The following is a 14,715-nucleotide window of genomic DNA, read 5'->3' on the forward strand; positions in this document are numbered from 1 at the left end:
GGCCCCGCGTGGCCGGCCGCGGTTTCACGTCACTTCTTGGCGGCGGGTTTGGATGCGGCAGGCTTGGGTGCGGCGGCCGCGGCGGGCGCCGCGGTTGTCCCGGGATTAGCCTTGCTCACGTCGCGGGTGGCCTGGCCCAGGGGCGCCACCATGTCGATGACTTCCTGCTTGCCGTTCTTGACTTCCACCATGAAGCTCATGCGATCCAGGTCGCCCTTGTTGTCGAACTCGGTGTACATCAACGCGCCGGGGTATTTGTCGGTATTGACCTTCAGGCCCTTCATGGCTTCGGCCACGGCCTTGCGGTCCAGCTTGCCGGCTTTTTCAATCGCGGCCTTGAGCACGTAGACGCCGGAGTAGCCCTTCATGCCGTTGTGGTCGGAGATGTACTTGTAGTCCCGCTCGAACTTGGCCTTGAAGGCGCGGATGGCGGGCACCGGGGCGTCCACCGTCAGGCCCACGTGGGCAATCGCGCCGTTGGCGGCTTCGCCGGCCAGCTCGATGACTTTCTGGCCGGTCAGGGTGGTCTCGCCGATGATGGGCTTGTTCCAGCCCTGCTTGCGCAACTCGCGCAGCAGGCGCGCCGACTCTTCCTCGTTCGAATAGGCGAACACGCCGTCCGCATTGCTTTGTTTGGCGCGCAGCACGGCGGCCGAGAAGTCGACCTGGCCGGGTTCGGTGGAAATTTCACTCAGGATCTTGGTCGGCGAGTTGGCCAGGGCTTTGCGGATTGCGTCCATGCCGCCCTTGCCGAAGTCGTTGTTCACGTAAATGACCGCAATGCTCTTGAGCTTGGCCTGCTCGCTGATGTAGCGCGCCACCTTGGGCATGGCGGTGGCCTGCGTGAAGCTGGTGCGGAACACATAGGGATTGCCCTGCTCGGTGATGCTGGCCGCTTCGCCGCCGGTGAAGTTGGGGACTTCGGCACGCCGTGACTCGGCCATGCTGACCATGATGGAGCCGGAGAACACCGGGCCGAAGATGGCGAACACGTCGTTGTCGATGGCTTTTTGCGTCAGGCCCTTGGCCACGCCGGGATTGCTTTGCGTGTCGGCGGTGGTGGTCTGGATCTTCTTGCCCAGGATGCCGCCGGAGGCATTGATTTCCTTGACGGCCAGTTCCACGCCGTTCTTGAAGTTGGTGCCCGCCGTGGCGCCGCCGCCCGAAAGCTCGACGATGTTGGCGATCTTGATCACGTCTTGCGCGAAGCCGGCCGTTGTGCCCATGGCCAGCGCGCAGGCGGCGATCAGTTGAAGTGCGAATCGTTTTTTCATGCTTGTCTCCTCTGGTTAAAAATCAATGCGGTCCAAAAATGACCCTCAAAGGGCGGCCAGCGGCGCACTGGCCTGCGCTCCGATGCGCCGGATTTCACCCGCCATCGCGGCCGGGTATAAATGCTCGCGGATAAAGGTCGCGTCGCGGCGCACCGCTGCGGCGGCCTCGGTGTAGCCAAAAAATTCGAGATAATCCGGCGCCTGCTGGATCAGCATTTCAAAGCCGGGTTGGGCCAGCAGCCCACGGCCGCGCACCGCGCGCACAAACGGCGTGGGCTGGTTTTTCATGAGGATGTCGACCACCGCCGCATGCGGTGCCAGGCGCGACACATCGCAGGGCAGCGGGTCGACGGCCTGCAGGCCCAGGGGCGAGGCATTGACCACCAGGTCGTAGCCCGAGGGATCGCTGCCGGCGGCGGCCAGCACAAGCGTGCCTGCGGCCTGTGGCGCCGCGGCGATATGGGACGCCACCGCGTGGGCCTTGCCCGGCACCGGGTCGTAGAGCGCGATTTCCGCCGGGGCGCGGCTGCCCGCGATCGCCAGCGAGGCGGCAATGGCCGAAGCGCCGCCGCCGGCGCCCAGCACCAGCACACGCTTGCCGGCATAGGCCACGCCGAAGTAGTCGAGCGAAGAGACGAAGCCCTTGCCGTCGAACAGCCCGCCTTCGAGTTTCCCGTCGGGGTTGCGGCGTATGCCGTTGACGGCGCCGGCCACGCGGCCGTAGTCATTGCAGCGCGACAGCAGGCCCATCACCAGCGACTTGTGGGGAATGGCCAAAAACATGCCCTTGATGTTCTTCGCCAGGAAGGCCGCGCGCACAAAGGTCTCGATGTCGCCGGCCGCTACATGCACCGGCACCAGTACGGCATTGATGCCCAGAGTTTTGAAGATCAGGTTGAACACATCCGGTGCCCGAACCTGCTCCACCGGATCGCCGGGAATCAGGTAGACGTCGGTATTACCCTGGACCGTTGCAAGCATTCGAAATTCGCCTTGTTTTTTCGCTGAGCGTTCGATGATCGATTAATCAGCGTTGATTGGCCTGAACTTTATCGCTCAGGACGGTGGCATCAAAGCAATATCCTTGATATTTGTACGATCATCGATCAATAATGATCGACAATCGACCGAAACAAGGGTTTGACCTATGACCACTCCCGCCCTGCCCGCACAGCCCGACGCCCTGCAGGCGCCCAGCCCGCCCGCGCTCGACAAACGCGACTGGATCGCCGGCCTCGAAAAAGGCCTGGGCATCATCGAATGTTTTGACGACGCCAACCCGCGCCTGACGGCCAGCCAGGCCGGTGCGCGCTGCGGCATGACACGCACCGCGGCGCGCCGTTATTTGCTGACGCTGGAACACCTGGGCTATGTCGCCGGCGACGGCAAACTGTTCTGGCTCACGCCGCGCGTGCTCAGGCTGGGCCAGTCCTATCTAGAGTCGGCCCGGCTCCCGCGCATCGTCCAACCCTTTTTGCAGCGCGTGACGGCAGGCACGCAGGAAAGCGCGTACGTCAGCGTGATGGACGGCGACGACATCGTCTACATCGCCCGCAACGGCTCCAGCCGCGCGATGAACACCGGCTACGTGCTGGGCTCGCGCGTGCAGGCCCAGGTCACCGCCGCCGGCATGCTGATGCTGTCCATGCGCGAACCGGCCTGGCTCGAAAAATGGCTGGCCAGCCACGAACTCAAGGCCTACACCTCCTTCACCATCGCCAGCAAGGACCGCCTGCGCATAGAACTGGCCCGCGTGCGGGCGCAGGGCTGGGCGATTTCCGAGCAGCAGCTCGAGCTCAACTACCGGGGTATCGCGGTGCCGCTGCGGGACCGGCATGGCGACGTGGTGGGGGCGCTCAGTGTGACCATGCCTATGGGGCATGAGTCTAGTGAGGAGGCGGTTGGGAGGGTTTTGTCTGTTTTGCGCGAGACTGCGCAGGCTATGAGGAACTTGATTTAGCTTTTCGGTCGCTGGTCGGGGGTGAAGCCGGGTCTTGCTCCGGCCTGCGCGTCATCGCCCTCTGCTGAGGGTTGCTGGCCGGGGGTTGCCCGGCAGCAAGTAACTTTCTTTTGCTTCGCCAAAAGAAAGTCACCAAAGAAAMGGCGACCCGCAGTCTGGGTCCCTACGCTTCGCTTCGGGCAACCTGCGGTGCTCGAGCCAAGCGGGGTCTGGCTAAACTCGCCTTCGGCTCAAACAACGCCAGCCCTGATCCGCTTGTCTCTGCGCTCCTCGGCCCAGCCAGGACGGGGCAATCGGGAGCGRGGACAAAGACAGAAAGACAAGAAGACAAATRCAAACAAGGACTCGCCGTGGCGAGTCCTTGTTTCTTAGGTATTGGTATTCACTCCCCACCCCTTGTGGATGCGCCGAGGAGCGCAGGTTCAGGCGGATCAGGGATCGCGTTGTTTGAGCGAAGCGCAGCGTAGCGAGTTTAGCGAGACCCAGTCTGGACCGAGCACCGCAGGTTGCCCGTAGCGCAGCGAAGGGACGCAGCAACCAGGGTCGCCTTTTCTTTTGCTTACTTTTCTTTTGGCGAAGCAAAAGAAAAGTGAGTAGCCGCCGGGCTACCCCCGGCCAGCAACCCTCAGCAGCAAGCGCACAGGCCGGAGCAAGACCCGGCCTCAAAAAAACTCAGCCCCGCTTGGGAATAGCCAGCCCTTTCACCACAGCCGGCCGCGCCACAAAAACCTCCAGCACCCTCTTGACATTAGGAAAGTCAGCAAATCCCACCAGTTCACCGGCTTCATAAAAGCCAACCAGATTCCGAACCCACGGAAAAATAGCAATATCAGCAATGGTGTACTCATCACCCATCACCCAGGAGCGTCCCTGCAGCCGCTGCTCAAGCACCCCCAGCAGCCGCTTGGACTCCGCAACATAGCGATCACGAGGCCGCTTGTCTTCAAACTCCTTGCCGGCGAATTTGTGGAAAAACCCGAGCTGGCCGAACATGGGGCCTATGCCGCCCATCTGGAACATCACCCACTGGAGGGTTTCATAACGGCCGGCCGCATCCTGGGGGATGAACTTGCCGGTTTTTTCGGCCAGGTAGACCAGGATGGCGCCGGATTCGAACAGGGGCAGAGGCCGGCCGCCTGGGCCCTTGGGGTCGATGATGGCGGGGATTTTGTTGTTGGGGTTGAGCGAGAGAAAGGCCGGCGACATCTGGTCGTTGGTCTCGAAGCTCACGAGGTGCGGCTCATAGGCCAGGCCGGTCTCCTCGAGCATGATGGAGACCTTGACGCCGTTGGGCGTGGGCAGCGAATACAGCTGGATCTGATCAGAATGCTGAGCGGGCCATTTCTGGGTGATGGGGAAGTCTTGGGGGAAGTTCTGGAGTTGGGTCATGGTGTGGCGGATTGTGAAACGAAAGGCGGGTGCTCGGCGCAGCGCCTACTGTATTCCGGATGGCGGAAACGGGTATTGCCCGCCCCAACCAAGCCCCAGCCCCACACGCCTGGCGGGCCACGACGGACAAACCGGCCGGGCGCAGGCCCGGCCTGGAAGCTCAAGGCAGCAGCACCGTCTTGATGCTGGCCTTCCAGACTCTGGCCAGCTTTTCCCAACCGCCCTTGTTGGGATGGATCTCGTTCTGCCAGTCGTGGTCGTTTCCGGTTGTGCCTTCCATGGCGCGGTCCAGCGTCCCGTTGGTGGGAACGACGTGCACGTTGGCCCGCCCGGTGGCCCAGCCGCCCACGGCGGCCTGGACCTCGCCGAACAGCGCGGCAGTCAGGTCGGGCCACAGCGCGGGGGGAATATTGTTTTTGACGAAGGACGCGTAAAGCCAGGAGCGCCCGTTCTGGAATGCCGGCGCGTTGCGCGCGGTGGGCGTGTCGTAGCTATTGAGGAAGATCGGTATGCCGTGGTGCCGGCTGGATTCAACGGCGTCGTACAGCACGCTGAAGTTTGGGTCCAGCCACTGCTCGACCAGGCTCTTCACGGCAACGGGCCTCAGGCAGTCACGTCCCTGGGCTGGCGGGGCTTGCCCCGCCAGATTTTTGAGCAGGCCTTCACCGGGCGCCGGGTCACGCGCGGCATCGATGAAGTCGTTGCCGCCCGCGCTGAGCAAAATGGCATCGAACTTCCATTCAAAAGCCGTCCTTACCCATTGCACAAAATCGCGCTTCTTCTGGCCCATGCGCCGCATGGTGTCACCGAAGATGGCGAGGTTGATGAACAGCACCGGCTCATTGCCGGCATCCATTTCAGGCGCCAGGCTTTGCAGCAGCGAGGTGTGCACCATAGCGCTGCGATCCATCCAGGAGTCGCCTTCAACCAGGATGCGGTATTTGAACTGCTCGGGCGCAAGGCCGTTGTTCAGATGTCCGGAAAACTCATTGCTGTACATCACAAGGCTTTGCATGGCGGAATCCTTTGGTGGAGTGAACGGAGGGGGCGTGGAGAGGCTTCAAAAACTCATCGAAAGACCCGCGAGCCGATCAGCACGCCCAGCTTGCGGTAGCTTTCCCACTGGGCCTCATCGAAGAACTGGTCAAAGGTGGTCTGCTGCGGAAACGAGGGGTTTTTGACCTGGTACTCGAACAGGTCCAGCGGGGCGCTTTTGATCAGGCGGGGCTTGAGCACCAGCAAAAAACTGTCCTGGCCGGGATGGGCCGCATAGCGCACGCGATAAAGCAGGGCGCACTTGTCGTCGGCAGCGACCGGGAGTTTGCCCTCAAGGTCGGCCGGTGGGCACAGTTCGGTCTCATCGCTCGCGAAATAAGGCGACAGCCTATCCGAATCCGCGGCGAAGCGGGGGACATCGGCGGGCCTGACGCATTCAAATTCCGCGCCGAAGTCGATGCGTGCCAGGCGCATGAGGTTGGACAGGTCTTCGAAGGTGTAATTCGGGTCGGCGCCGCAATCGCAGCACACGATAAAACCCACACGTCGGCGCAGCAGCTCGAAGACGCCGGTGTTCTCAAAATGCCCGCCATCGCTGAGGTACCAGTGCGAGCCGTCCGTTCCCAGGAAGCGGGCGCGCAATTCGCGCTGCAGGTAAGTCTGGTTGCGCCACAGCGTAAGCGGCGTGTGGATGTCCTTTTTTCCCGAGTCCCACCACCAGCCCAGGCGGATGTTGGTGACGGTGAAGAGCATGGCCTGCCCGAGCGAGGTGCCCCGGCCCAGCCCCGTCGAAAACGCCGCGCCGGACAAGCCTATCCATTGGCCTATGGACAATTCTGGAGGCGGGGGCTTGAGGGCTTTGGCCACGGTTCTGGCCAGGGCTTTCGCTTTGACCAAGGCATCCGTTCCGGCGCCCGATTCGGGCCGGGTATCGGAGAAGCTGCCGATGCCGGAGTCCCAGGGTTTCCCGTTCACCGTGATACCCGCTGGTGTGACCGCCAGAGGCAGGCCCTGCCTGTCGCGCTGGGTCAGTTGGTCGCCGGTGCCCGTGGTGGCGTTGATGGTCACGTTGATAATGTGGGCCGGACCAAGATGCGTCTTGCCGTAGTAGTCCTTGCGCGAGAAGTCGTCGCTTTCATCGGCCTCGGTGACGTCCATCTTGGGTGCGCCCGGGTCAAACCGCTTCTTGTTCGACGCCCCCAGGTAAGCACGCGTGAGGCGCGCGCCGTACATCACCTGCAGGCTGGACAGGTTGATGAAACCCAGGAACCAGCCCGCCGCGACTGTGGCCACCAGGCAGAAGGCCATCAGCACCGCCGGGTACACATAGCGCAGCGGCCCGGTGAAGCCCAGGCCGGCGCCGGCTTGGGTAAACATGGCCTTGATCAGCAGTTGCCCGGAATCCAGCACCGGCGCCTGCATGCCGAACAGCAAGGCCGCGGCCGCGCAGCTCCAGGCCACGGCCAGCAGCAGAACCAGCGCCAGGCCCACGACACCAAGAATGGCGTTCAGCGGAAGCCTGCTGAGCCAGCCATCCTTGCCGGGCTGGGCTAGCAGGGGCGCGAACTTCCGGACGGCCGCCACGAGGGCGGCGACGGCGCCGGCCAGGCTGAAAACCGTGAGGGGCGATGATCCCCTCATCGCCAACCATAGATAAAGCGTTTGCCCCGCGGTCTCCACCAGCGCCAGCAGGCCGATGACCGCTGAGGCGGTCAGCACGTTCGACAACCATCGCGTGATGCGGTTACGGAACAGGCGGGGTTCCAGCGGCAGATGGTAGGGCGACTGTGAACGATAGAACGGACAGCATTTGGCGGCACCAAATACCAGCAGGGAAACGAACAGCGCGATGTCCAGCAGCACCAGCAGGACGAGAGACATGGGCGCATTCGGAATCCGGGACTGGATACCCGCGCCCGGCAGGCTGGACAAGAGGAGGCAGACGGCGACAATTCCCAGCCCCAGCAAAATCGCCGCGGCAATCACCGGCCGGGGGATGGACCACCACAGGGGCTTCCCCCGGGGGCCGGGCTTGTCCTTGTCCAGCCAATACGCCACGCCGCAAGGGATCACCGCAACCAGCACCCAGAGGCCCAGCACGCCGAACCATGGGCTGTACCAGATTTCGCCACGCCAGTTTGAAAGCGGTGGCTGCATCCTGGATTCGAGCGCCTCCGCCATCCGTGCCAGCGCTCCAAACCATCCCGGATCCAGGCTGATATGGCGCAGGGCAAACATCCACAGGAAGACGGTCAGCAGCGTGACGCCGATCACATAGTGCACGGCACACAGGTTGCGGATGGCGATGGCGACGTCGTAGAACAGGTCGCCGGTGTTGTTGGGTGCGAGGTAGCGGCCGTTCTCGCGCAGCCAGCGCAAAGGGCGGTCATGCCGCTCTTTTCGTTCAGGCGCTCTGGCGGACGGGGCTTGGACTTTGCGCAACCTTCCGGGGGGATCGGTGGCAAGCGCGGCGTAGGCTTCGCGTGCCAGGTCGGTGGGCGTCGAGATGGGCGCGATGACCGGCTTGTCCGGCTCCTGCGACTCCCTGGTGCGAAACAAGGCGGAGAAAAATCCCCCGATGTAGCCGCCTCCGCTGACAGTGGACAGGAAATCAAAGCGGGCCAGCAGGGGCCAGGGGGGAGCTGGAGAAGTTGAAGCCGCCGGGAGCTTGGGCAAGGGGCCGTTTTCTCCGTGCAGCTTGAACGGGGCTTTCGCCAGCGCCTGCAGCACGCCCAGGCAGAAGGTCGCGCTGCGGATGCCGCCGCCGGACAGGGCCAGCCCCCAATTTTCTTTCGGTGCGGTGCCCTCCACATAGACAAACGCCCGGCGTGACGCAATCGCGTCAAGCTCCGCCTCCAGGCCCTCCCCTGAAGTTCCCTCTCTTGCAGTGGTTGAGTCCACCATATTTTTCTCCTTCACACGCGTCAGCACCGCGAATTTTTCGAAGGCGATGCCCATCGGATGGTGGARCGCGCCAATCTCTTTGCCGAAAGATTCGCGTCAGCTTAGACAGGGCTCATGGAAAAAACAAGGTGCTTATTTCCCCAATTCGCCCTGCAATGCAGGCGCCGGGGCCGCGAGGTGTGAGGGTATGTACGGGGGTACTTTTGGCATCAGCCCAGGCTTCATGTCCAATACAGGTATGGAACATCCCAACGACCCGCAAGACATGCACGGCAGCGGCAGCGCCATCGACAACACCGACCAGCGCCTGACCGAACTCGAGATCAAGGCCAGCTTTGCCGAAGACCTGCTGGACCAGCTCGACAAGATCATCGTGCGCCAGCAGCAGCAAATCGACGCCTTACTGCGCGAGGTCGCCGACCTCAAGGCCGCGCCGGTGCGTGACGGCGACATCCCCACCACGCGCAGCCTGCGCGACGAATTGCCGCCGCATTTCTGAGTTGCGGGGAATTTATATCCGCAGATTACGCAGATTTACACAGATGAGGGCCCTCAGATGCAAAGTCGCGGGGAGTGAAGTTTCAATTAAAACTTCTTGTTTTTAATCTGTGTAAATCTGCGAGAGCTGCGGATGAATTTGCATCCCCAGATTACGCGGCACGGGCTACCAGAGGTTCTTGCCGTCTATCACGGTGACAGGCGCGGTAGCCGCATCGAAATCATCGAACAGGCGCGCATTGACGCCTATGCGGCGCGTGCTGCCGTCCCAGCTGCCGTCCATCTCGAAAGCCGGGCTGTCGGTATAGGTGGCGATGCCGCACTCGGGGCAGAAGTGATGGTCCACAAGCTTGGTCTTCCAGCGGTAGATCGCGTCGGCGGCCGCGGGCGTCGTCACATGAAATTGCTCCGGCGTGTAGTAGGCGAGCAGCGCGCCGCGCTTGCTGCAGAACGAGCAGGTGCAGCGCGTGAGTTGGTCCGGCATCTCGCCGTCGATGCGAAAGGCATTTTTGCCGCAATGGCAGCTTCCGGTGAGGGTGGTCATGCGCTTCTCCTGTGTTGGGATGCGGGGGTGACGGCGCTTTGGATGAAGGCCGAAGGTGAAATGTCGCACTTGAGGATGCGTGCCATATAGGCCAGCGACTGCTTGTGGTATTCCGCTGATTCAGCGGCGCAGCAATCGGAGGGCACCTGCAGCTTGAAGCCGCGCAGAAAGCCGTCCATGGCGGTGAGTTGCACGCACATGTCGGTCGCCACGCCGGTGATGATGATGTCCTTGACGTCCATGCGGGACAGCAGCAGGTCCAGCGGCGAGCCCAGAAAGGCCGAGTGCCGGGGCTTGAGGACGGTGAGGTCGCCGCGTTCGGGACGCAGCAGGCGCGCCATCTCGCCGGAAGCGCCGCGGCTGCCGGCGCAGCGCTCGACCAGGCTCTGGAAGTCGGACTGCCAGCCGCCGTAGTTGTCGTTGGCATAGATCGCGGGCACGCCTTGCTCGCACAGAACGGCTTTGAGGGCGGCGGTGGCGCGCGCGGCTTCGACGGCGCTTTCGGCCAGGTCCCCGGCGCCCGGAAAATCCATGGGGTTGATGAAGTCGATCAGCAGCAGCACACGGCGGCTGCGCGGAAGTTCATCCGTGTTCACGGGACAGGGCCAGCGGCGGGCTGGTGGTTTCTTTGAGGATGCTGATTTTCCCATCGGCCTCGAGGCAGGCGAACTTCATGTCGGACTGCTCGCAGTCGGCCTCGCGCAAGGCCTGTTCGATGTCGCCCAGGGGGACGCGGTGTTGTTTGAGGACCTCGGCGAATATTTTCCCGTCGCGTCCGACCAGCACCGGCCGGCCTTCCATGATTGTCTGCAGGCGAGCGCTGCGCGAGGTGGCGAAAGCGATGAGCACGTTCAAGGCCACCAGCGTTGCGGCGGCCAGCAAGCCTCCGGTCACCGATTCTTCCCCACCATTGAGGCCGCTCGACACGGACTCGCTGAGCAGCATCACGACAAGCAGGTCAAAGGGCGTGAACTGCCCGACGGTGCGCCGGCCCGAGAAGCGGACCATGGCCAGCAACGCGCCGTAAATGATCACGGCGCGCAGAGGCAATTCCCACCAGTCGGCATGGAGGTCGAACATGCTGGGTGTGCGGTGGATGGCCGTTTATTTTTTCGCGAGGTGGGCGCGCACGGCCTCGGCCGAATGGCCCACCGCCTTGACGGCGTCGCGCAGTTGCTGCTCGGTGCAGCCCAGCGACTTCATCCAGTCGCGCAGCTCATGGGCCTGCTCGAGGGAGATCAGCTTGCGGTCTGCGCCTGTCTTGCTTTTGTCGTCGGACATGGGTTTCTCCTGGAGGGAAAAACCGGATCGTAGGCCTGGCCCTTTCGTCCGGCCTGTAGGACGGCAACGCCTTGCGCGGGCAGCGCTTTCCCCAACGCCGGGCAGCCTAGTGCGTGGCCGCGGCCGGCTTGGCGCCGGCGGCTGCCGCGCCCCCGGGCCTGAGCAGCACGGCGCCCAGCACCGCGGCCACGGCCGCGAAGATCGCGCCGATCACAAAGGCCAGCTGGTAGCCGCCGTTGAGCGCGGAGACCGCGTCCACCCCGACGGCCGCCAGTGCGGTGGTGCGCGCGGCCGCGAGGCTGGCCAGCACGGCCAGGCCCAGGGCGCCGCCCATCATGAAGGAGGTGTTGACCACGCCAGAGGCGATGCCGGACTCCGCCGGGTCGACGTCGCTCATGGCGGCCAGCAGCACGGGGTTGAAAGCCATGCCGGCGCCCAGGCCCAGTAGCAGCATGCCGGGCAGCACATCGAGTGCGAAGCTTCCGGCCACGGGCGCGCGCGCGAACAGCGCCAGGCCCAGGGCGGCCAGCAGCAGGCCGGCGGCCAGCGGCGCGCGTATGCCGAAACGCATGACGATCTTCGCCGACAGGCCCAACGAGAAGGCGGCCATGATGAGGTTGGCCGGCAAAAAGCCCAGGCCGACCTGCATGGCGCTGTAGCCGAGCACCWGTTGCATGTAGAGCGCCGAGATGAAGAACCAGGCGAACATGGCGRCGGCCCAGAGCACGCCCACGACATTGGCGGTGGCGACGTTGCGCAGACGGAACAGGCCCAGCGGCATCAGCGGCGTCTGCACCTTGGACTCGATGGCCAGGAAGACGGCCATGAGCACCGCGGCCGCGCCGAGCAGACCTAAAGTCTGGCCCGAGAGCCAGCCGGCCTCGTTGCCGTTGACGATGCCGTAGACGGCCAGCATCAGCGAGCTGGTGACGGTGACGGCGCCCCCCACGTCGAGCTTCGCGCCGGTGGCCTGGCCCTTGCCGCCGGGCAGCAGCAGCAGGCACAGCGCGAAGACCACGCCGCCTATGGGCAGGTTGACCAGGAAGATCCAGTGCCAGCTCAGCGCGTCGGTCAGCAGGCCGCCCAGCAGCACGCCTATGCTGCCGCCGCCGGCGCAGACAAAACCGTAGACGCCCATGGCCTTGGCGCGCTCGGCCGGTTCGGTGAACAAATTCATGATGAGCGACAGCGAGATCGCCGAGACCACCGCGCCGCCCAGGCCCTGCACCGCGCGCGCGACGACCAGCAGCGCCTGCGAGTTGGCGAGGCCGCAGGCCAGCGAAGCCACGGTGAACAGGCTGAGCCCGGCCAGGAAGAGCCGGCGGTGGCCGTACAGGTCGCCGAGCCGGCCGCCCAGCAGCAGGAAGCCGCCGAAGGTCAGCATGTAGGCGTTGACCACCCAGACCAGCGAGGTCTCGGTGAAATGCAGGTCGGTGCGTATGGATGGCAGGGCCACATTGACGATGGTGGTGTCGAGCACGATCATCAGCACCCCGAGGCACAGCACCATCAGGGCCCACCAGCGCTTGCGGCTGTCCATGTGTTGTCTCATTTGCGGTTTCTCCTCTGCTTCATGGATGAATGTTGTCCGTCAAATCAGGGCAGGTTCTGGTCGTTCCGGCGCGAAACCATGCCGTGGCCGCGCATGTTACGCCATGACAGGCGAAGCCGGCGGGCAATATGCGTCGCGCCCTGTCCTACAAGCGCCTCGGATTTTGGCGGATAGCCGGACGGGATCACGCTGGCTAATTTAGAACGGATTCTTGAGGACAGGAAACGGGAGCCTTGCGGCATTTTTAAAACACTCGCAGCACGCCGCGCACTTTTAGCCATGGGATGTATTTCATGCGGATGACTCCATTGCCCCGCCGCGCCGGCCGGGCCCTGAAGATGGCCGGGCTTGGCGCCCTGGCGCTGCTGGGCGGCGCGGCCCTGGCCCAACCCTCGCCGGCGCTGGACCGCGCGAGTTTCTCGATAGGCGCTTTCCACGCCGACCCGACCTTCAACGCGGCGGTGAACACCAACTTCGGCCGGCTGGACTCTGGCGACTCCAAGAGCAGCAGCGTGACCATGCCGCGCATCAAGGCCGACGTGCTGCTGTTCGAGAGCCAGGGCCTGTCTTTCGACTACTACCAGTTCAAGCGCGGCTACGGGGATTCGCTGGCCAGCAACTTCAATATCGGCAGCGGCACGGTGACGACCACGGGCACGGCCAACCTCGACGTGAAAGTGGACTTCGCCAAGCTGGCCTACAAATGGTGGCTGGGTTCGGGCAACACCGTGCTGGGCCTGGGCCTGGGCGCGGCCTACTACCGCGTGGGGCTGGACCTGAACGCCACCGCGGCGGTCACCGGCGGCGGCACCGGCAGCATCCGGCAAAGCGACAGCGACGACGCGGTGGCGCCGCTGGTGGAAGTGGGCCTCAGGCATGCGATCTCGCCGGACCTGCGCCTGTTCGCCGACGCCTCGGGCGTGAAAAAAACCGGCAGCAACGTGCGCGGCGAAATCTACAACGCCGCCGTGGGCGTGGAATGGTTCCCGATGAAGAACGTCGGCGTGGTGCTGGACTACGGCCTGACCGACATCGACCTGCACCGCGACAGCAACAATGCGCGCTTTCGCGTGAAGCTCAAGGGGCCGTCGGCTTTTCTCAAAGTCCGTTTCTAGCAATCCCCTCATGCGGTGGGGGCCTCGGCATGGCAACAGGCCGGGGCGGCCCGGGCCATGGCTTCAGCCGCGCCGTATTTGTCATGGTGGCGCACCCAGGCCATGGGAAACGGCAGGCCGTCCTCGTCGCGCCCCTTGGGCGTGAGGTCCATGAAGTTGTAGGCGCCGACCAGCAGGTCCGCGCCGCGGGCGTAGCTTGAATAGGTGTGAAAGACGTGGCCCTGGCCGTCGCGCGCGAACACGCTGATGCCGTGCAGTTCTTCCATGCCCCCGACGTCTTCCATGCGGTAGTTGTAGGCCACCTTTCCGCCGGCGAGTTCTTCTGGTGTGAAGGAGACGTGGTGGTCGTGGTTGAAGTCGCTGCCAAAGGACGACACCCACTTGAAGCGCCAGCCCATGCGCTGCCTGAAGGCGGCGAGTTGGGCCAGCGGTGCGCGCGAGACCACGGCCAGCGTGATGTCGCGCGCGGCCAGGTGCGCGAGGGCGCCGTCGATATGGTCGGACAGGAAAGAGCAGCTGGGGCAGCCCTCCTTCCAGTCCGGGCCGAACATGAAGTGGTAGACGATGAGCTGGCTGCGCCCTTCAAACAGGTCTGCCAGGCTTTCGCGCCCCTTGGGGCCGTCGAACACATAGGCTTTGTCGACCGGCAGCCAGGGCAGGCGGCGGCGCTCGGCGTTGACCAGGTCGCGCTGCGCGGTGAGCTCTTTTTCGCGGGCCAGCAGCAGGCGGCGGGCGGCAAGCCATTCTTCCTTGGACACGAGAGGGTGCACGGCGGGGTTGGCATTCACGGGCGGACTCCTTGGGGCGAAGCAGGTGGATCAGCGGTTATGGATGTGCAGGATATTGCCGCTCGGGTCCTTGAACCAGGCGCCCTTGAAGTCGCCGGCGACATGGGCGTCGCCCTGCAGCGCCATGCCGGGCATGTCGTAGTGCTCAAACGCCACGCCTTTGGCCTTGAGCGCTTTCATGATGTTGTCGAACTCGTCGCCTACGGACCAGGTGCAGGCGGTGGCCTGGTTGGTGCCGGCGAATTGCGAGACATAGACCAGGACGGTGGCGGTGCCGCTCTGGTAAGTGAGCACGTCCTCTTCCTCAGCTTCCAGCGGCGTGAGGCCGAGTTTTCCTTCATAGAACTTTTTGGCGGCGGTGAGGTCCTTGACGGCGATGGTCGCCATGGCGTTTCTGTTGGCTAGCATGGTGGG

The 14,715-nt window shown here is 64.0% G+C and carries 16 protein-coding genes; 3 read left to right on the plus strand and 13 right to left on the minus strand.

The features are described 5' to 3' along the window. Positions 1-29 precede the first annotated feature (29 nt). Positions 30-1,274 (minus strand): ABC transporter substrate-binding protein, encoded by a 1,245-nt coding sequence (locus AC1D0P_RS02050; RefSeq protein ID WP_477675154.1) that lies wholly within the window; start codon positions 1,272-1,274, stop codon positions 30-32. Between the two features lie 45 nt (positions 1,275-1,319). Continuing rightward, positions 1,320-2,255: a shikimate dehydrogenase family protein gene (locus AC1D0P_RS02055; protein ID WP_477675155.1), complete on the minus strand. Its 936-nt coding sequence runs from the start codon at positions 2,253-2,255 to the stop codon at positions 1,320-1,322. Positions 2,256-2,421: 166 nt separating this feature from the next. On the opposite strand from AC1D0P_RS02055, the gene AC1D0P_RS02060 reads away from it, so the two are divergent. Continuing rightward, positions 2,422-3,234: an IclR family transcriptional regulator domain-containing protein gene (locus AC1D0P_RS02060; RefSeq protein WP_477675156.1), complete on the plus strand. Its 813-nt coding sequence runs from the start codon at positions 2,422-2,424 to the stop codon at positions 3,232-3,234. Positions 3,235-3,906: 672 nt separating this feature from the next. Here the strand turns inward: AC1D0P_RS02060 and AC1D0P_RS02065 are convergent. The 3 genes from AC1D0P_RS02065 to AC1D0P_RS02075 form a co-directional block, all read right to left on the minus strand. After that, positions 3,907-4,623: a glutathione binding-like protein gene (locus tag AC1D0P_RS02065; RefSeq protein ID WP_477675157.1), complete on the minus strand. Its 717-nt coding sequence runs from the start codon at positions 4,621-4,623 to the stop codon at positions 3,907-3,909. A 160-nt stretch (positions 4,624-4,783) separates the two neighbouring features. Beyond that, positions 4,784-5,638: a hypothetical protein gene (locus AC1D0P_RS02070; RefSeq protein ID WP_477675158.1), complete on the minus strand. Its 855-nt coding sequence runs from the start codon at positions 5,636-5,638 to the stop codon at positions 4,784-4,786. A 53-nt stretch (positions 5,639-5,691) separates the two neighbouring features. Then, on the minus strand, positions 5,692-8,523 hold the full coding sequence (locus AC1D0P_RS02075; RefSeq protein ID WP_477675159.1) for a hypothetical protein: 2,832 nt from the start codon (positions 8,521-8,523) through the stop codon (positions 5,692-5,694). 238 nt (positions 8,524-8,761) lie between these two features. Here AC1D0P_RS02075 and AC1D0P_RS02080 point away from each other — a divergent pair, with 238 nt between their 5' ends. Then, positions 8,762-9,022 (plus strand): SlyX family protein, encoded by a 261-nt coding sequence (locus tag AC1D0P_RS02080; RefSeq protein WP_477675160.1) that lies wholly within the window; start codon positions 8,762-8,764, stop codon positions 9,020-9,022. A 165-nt stretch (positions 9,023-9,187) separates the two neighbouring features. On the opposite strand, the gene AC1D0P_RS02085 is transcribed toward AC1D0P_RS02080, so the two are convergent. The 6 genes from AC1D0P_RS02085 to AC1D0P_RS02110 all read right to left on the minus strand — a co-directional run bounded on the left by AC1D0P_RS02085 (position 9,188) and on the right by AC1D0P_RS02110 (position 12,679). Then, on the minus strand, positions 9,188-9,565 hold the full coding sequence (locus AC1D0P_RS02085) for a GFA family protein (RefSeq protein WP_477675161.1): 378 nt from the start codon (positions 9,563-9,565) through the stop codon (positions 9,188-9,190). Beyond that, complete coding sequence (locus AC1D0P_RS02090; protein WP_477675162.1) at positions 9,562-10,161, minus strand: cysteine hydrolase family protein; 600 nt, start codon at positions 10,159-10,161, stop codon at positions 9,562-9,564. The genes AC1D0P_RS02085 and AC1D0P_RS02090 overlap by 4 nt, the downstream gene beginning before the upstream one ends. After that, positions 10,148-10,645, minus strand: coding sequence for a DUF421 domain-containing protein (locus tag AC1D0P_RS02095; protein ID WP_477675163.1), 498 nt, complete (start codon positions 10,643-10,645; stop codon positions 10,148-10,150). Before AC1D0P_RS02095 ends, AC1D0P_RS02090 begins: the two co-directional genes overlap by 14 nt. Positions 10,646-10,669: 24 nt before the next feature. Next, complete coding sequence (locus AC1D0P_RS02100; RefSeq protein ID WP_477653248.1) at positions 10,670-10,846, minus strand: DUF3606 domain-containing protein; 177 nt, start codon at positions 10,844-10,846, stop codon at positions 10,670-10,672. A gap of 106 nt (positions 10,847-10,952) precedes the next feature. Further along, positions 10,953-12,398, minus strand: a complete 1,446-nt coding sequence (locus tag AC1D0P_RS02105) for a DHA2 family efflux MFS transporter permease subunit (RefSeq protein WP_477675164.1) — start codon at positions 12,396-12,398, stop codon at positions 10,953-10,955. A gap of 44 nt (positions 12,399-12,442) precedes the next feature. After that, positions 12,443-12,679 carry a hypothetical protein gene (locus tag AC1D0P_RS02110; RefSeq protein ID WP_477675165.1) on the minus strand — a complete coding sequence of 79 codons (237 nt, stop codon included), beginning with the start codon at positions 12,677-12,679 and terminating at the stop codon, positions 12,443-12,445. Positions 12,680-12,697: 18 nt separating this feature from the next. Between AC1D0P_RS02110 and AC1D0P_RS02115 the strand changes: the two genes are divergently transcribed. After that, a complete protein-coding gene (locus AC1D0P_RS02115; RefSeq protein WP_477675166.1) occupies positions 12,698-13,513 on the plus strand; it encodes a hypothetical protein in 816 nt (271 codons plus the stop codon). Positions 13,514-13,521: 8 nt separating this feature from the next. On the opposite strand, the gene AC1D0P_RS02120 is transcribed toward AC1D0P_RS02115, so the two are convergent. Together AC1D0P_RS02120 and AC1D0P_RS02125 are read right to left on the minus strand one after the other, a co-directional pair. Beyond that, positions 13,522-14,301: a DUF899 domain-containing protein gene (locus AC1D0P_RS02120; RefSeq protein WP_477675167.1), complete on the minus strand. Its 780-nt coding sequence runs from the start codon at positions 14,299-14,301 to the stop codon at positions 13,522-13,524. A gap of 30 nt (positions 14,302-14,331) precedes the next feature. Then, on the minus strand, positions 14,332-14,709 hold the full coding sequence (locus AC1D0P_RS02125; RefSeq protein ID WP_477675168.1) for a VOC family protein: 378 nt from the start codon (positions 14,707-14,709) through the stop codon (positions 14,332-14,334). Between the last annotated feature and the right edge of the window lie 6 nt (positions 14,710-14,715).

The sequence above is a fragment of the Polaromonas sp. P1_G2 genome, from assembly GCF_056405515.1.

Excerpts from the sequence above, each read along its gene's own strand:
- AC1D0P_RS02050 (WP_477675154.1), bottom strand. The coding sequence starts at position 1,274 with ATGAAAAAACGATTCGCACTTCAACTGATCGCCGCCTGCGCGCTGGCC.
- AC1D0P_RS02055 (WP_477675155.1), bottom strand. The coding sequence starts at position 2,255 with ATGCTTGCAACGGTCCAGGGTAATACCGACGTCTACCTGATTCCCGGC.
- AC1D0P_RS02060 (WP_477675156.1), top strand. The coding sequence starts at position 2,422 with ATGACCACTCCCGCCCTGCCCGCACAGCCCGACGCCCTGCAGGCGCCC.
- AC1D0P_RS02065 (WP_477675157.1), bottom strand. The coding sequence starts at position 4,623 with ATGACCCAACTCCAGAACTTCCCCCAAGACTTCCCCATCACCCAGAAA.
- AC1D0P_RS02070 (WP_477675158.1), bottom strand. The coding sequence starts at position 5,638 with ATGCAAAGCCTTGTGATGTACAGCAATGAGTTTTCCGGACATCTGAAC.
- AC1D0P_RS02075 (WP_477675159.1), bottom strand. The coding sequence starts at position 8,523 with ATGGTGGACTCAACCACTGCAAGAGAGGGAACTTCAGGGGAGGGCCTG.
- AC1D0P_RS02080 (WP_477675160.1), top strand. The coding sequence starts at position 8,762 with ATGGAACATCCCAACGACCCGCAAGACATGCACGGCAGCGGCAGCGCC.
- AC1D0P_RS02085 (WP_477675161.1), bottom strand. The coding sequence starts at position 9,565 with ATGACCACCCTCACCGGAAGCTGCCATTGCGGCAAAAATGCCTTTCGC.
- AC1D0P_RS02095 (WP_477675163.1), bottom strand. The coding sequence starts at position 10,645 with ATGTTCGACCTCCATGCCGACTGGTGGGAATTGCCTCTGCGCGCCGTG.
- AC1D0P_RS02100 (WP_477653248.1), bottom strand. The coding sequence starts at position 10,846 with ATGTCCGACGACAAAAGCAAGACAGGCGCAGACCGCAAGCTGATCTCC.
- AC1D0P_RS02110 (WP_477675165.1), bottom strand. The coding sequence starts at position 12,679 with ATGGCTAAAAGTGCGCGGCGTGCTGCGAGTGTTTTAAAAATGCCGCAA.
- AC1D0P_RS02115 (WP_477675166.1), top strand. The coding sequence starts at position 12,698 with ATGACTCCATTGCCCCGCCGCGCCGGCCGGGCCCTGAAGATGGCCGGG.
- AC1D0P_RS02125 (WP_477675168.1), bottom strand. The coding sequence starts at position 14,709 with ATGCTAGCCAACAGAAACGCCATGGCGACCATCGCCGTCAAGGACCTC.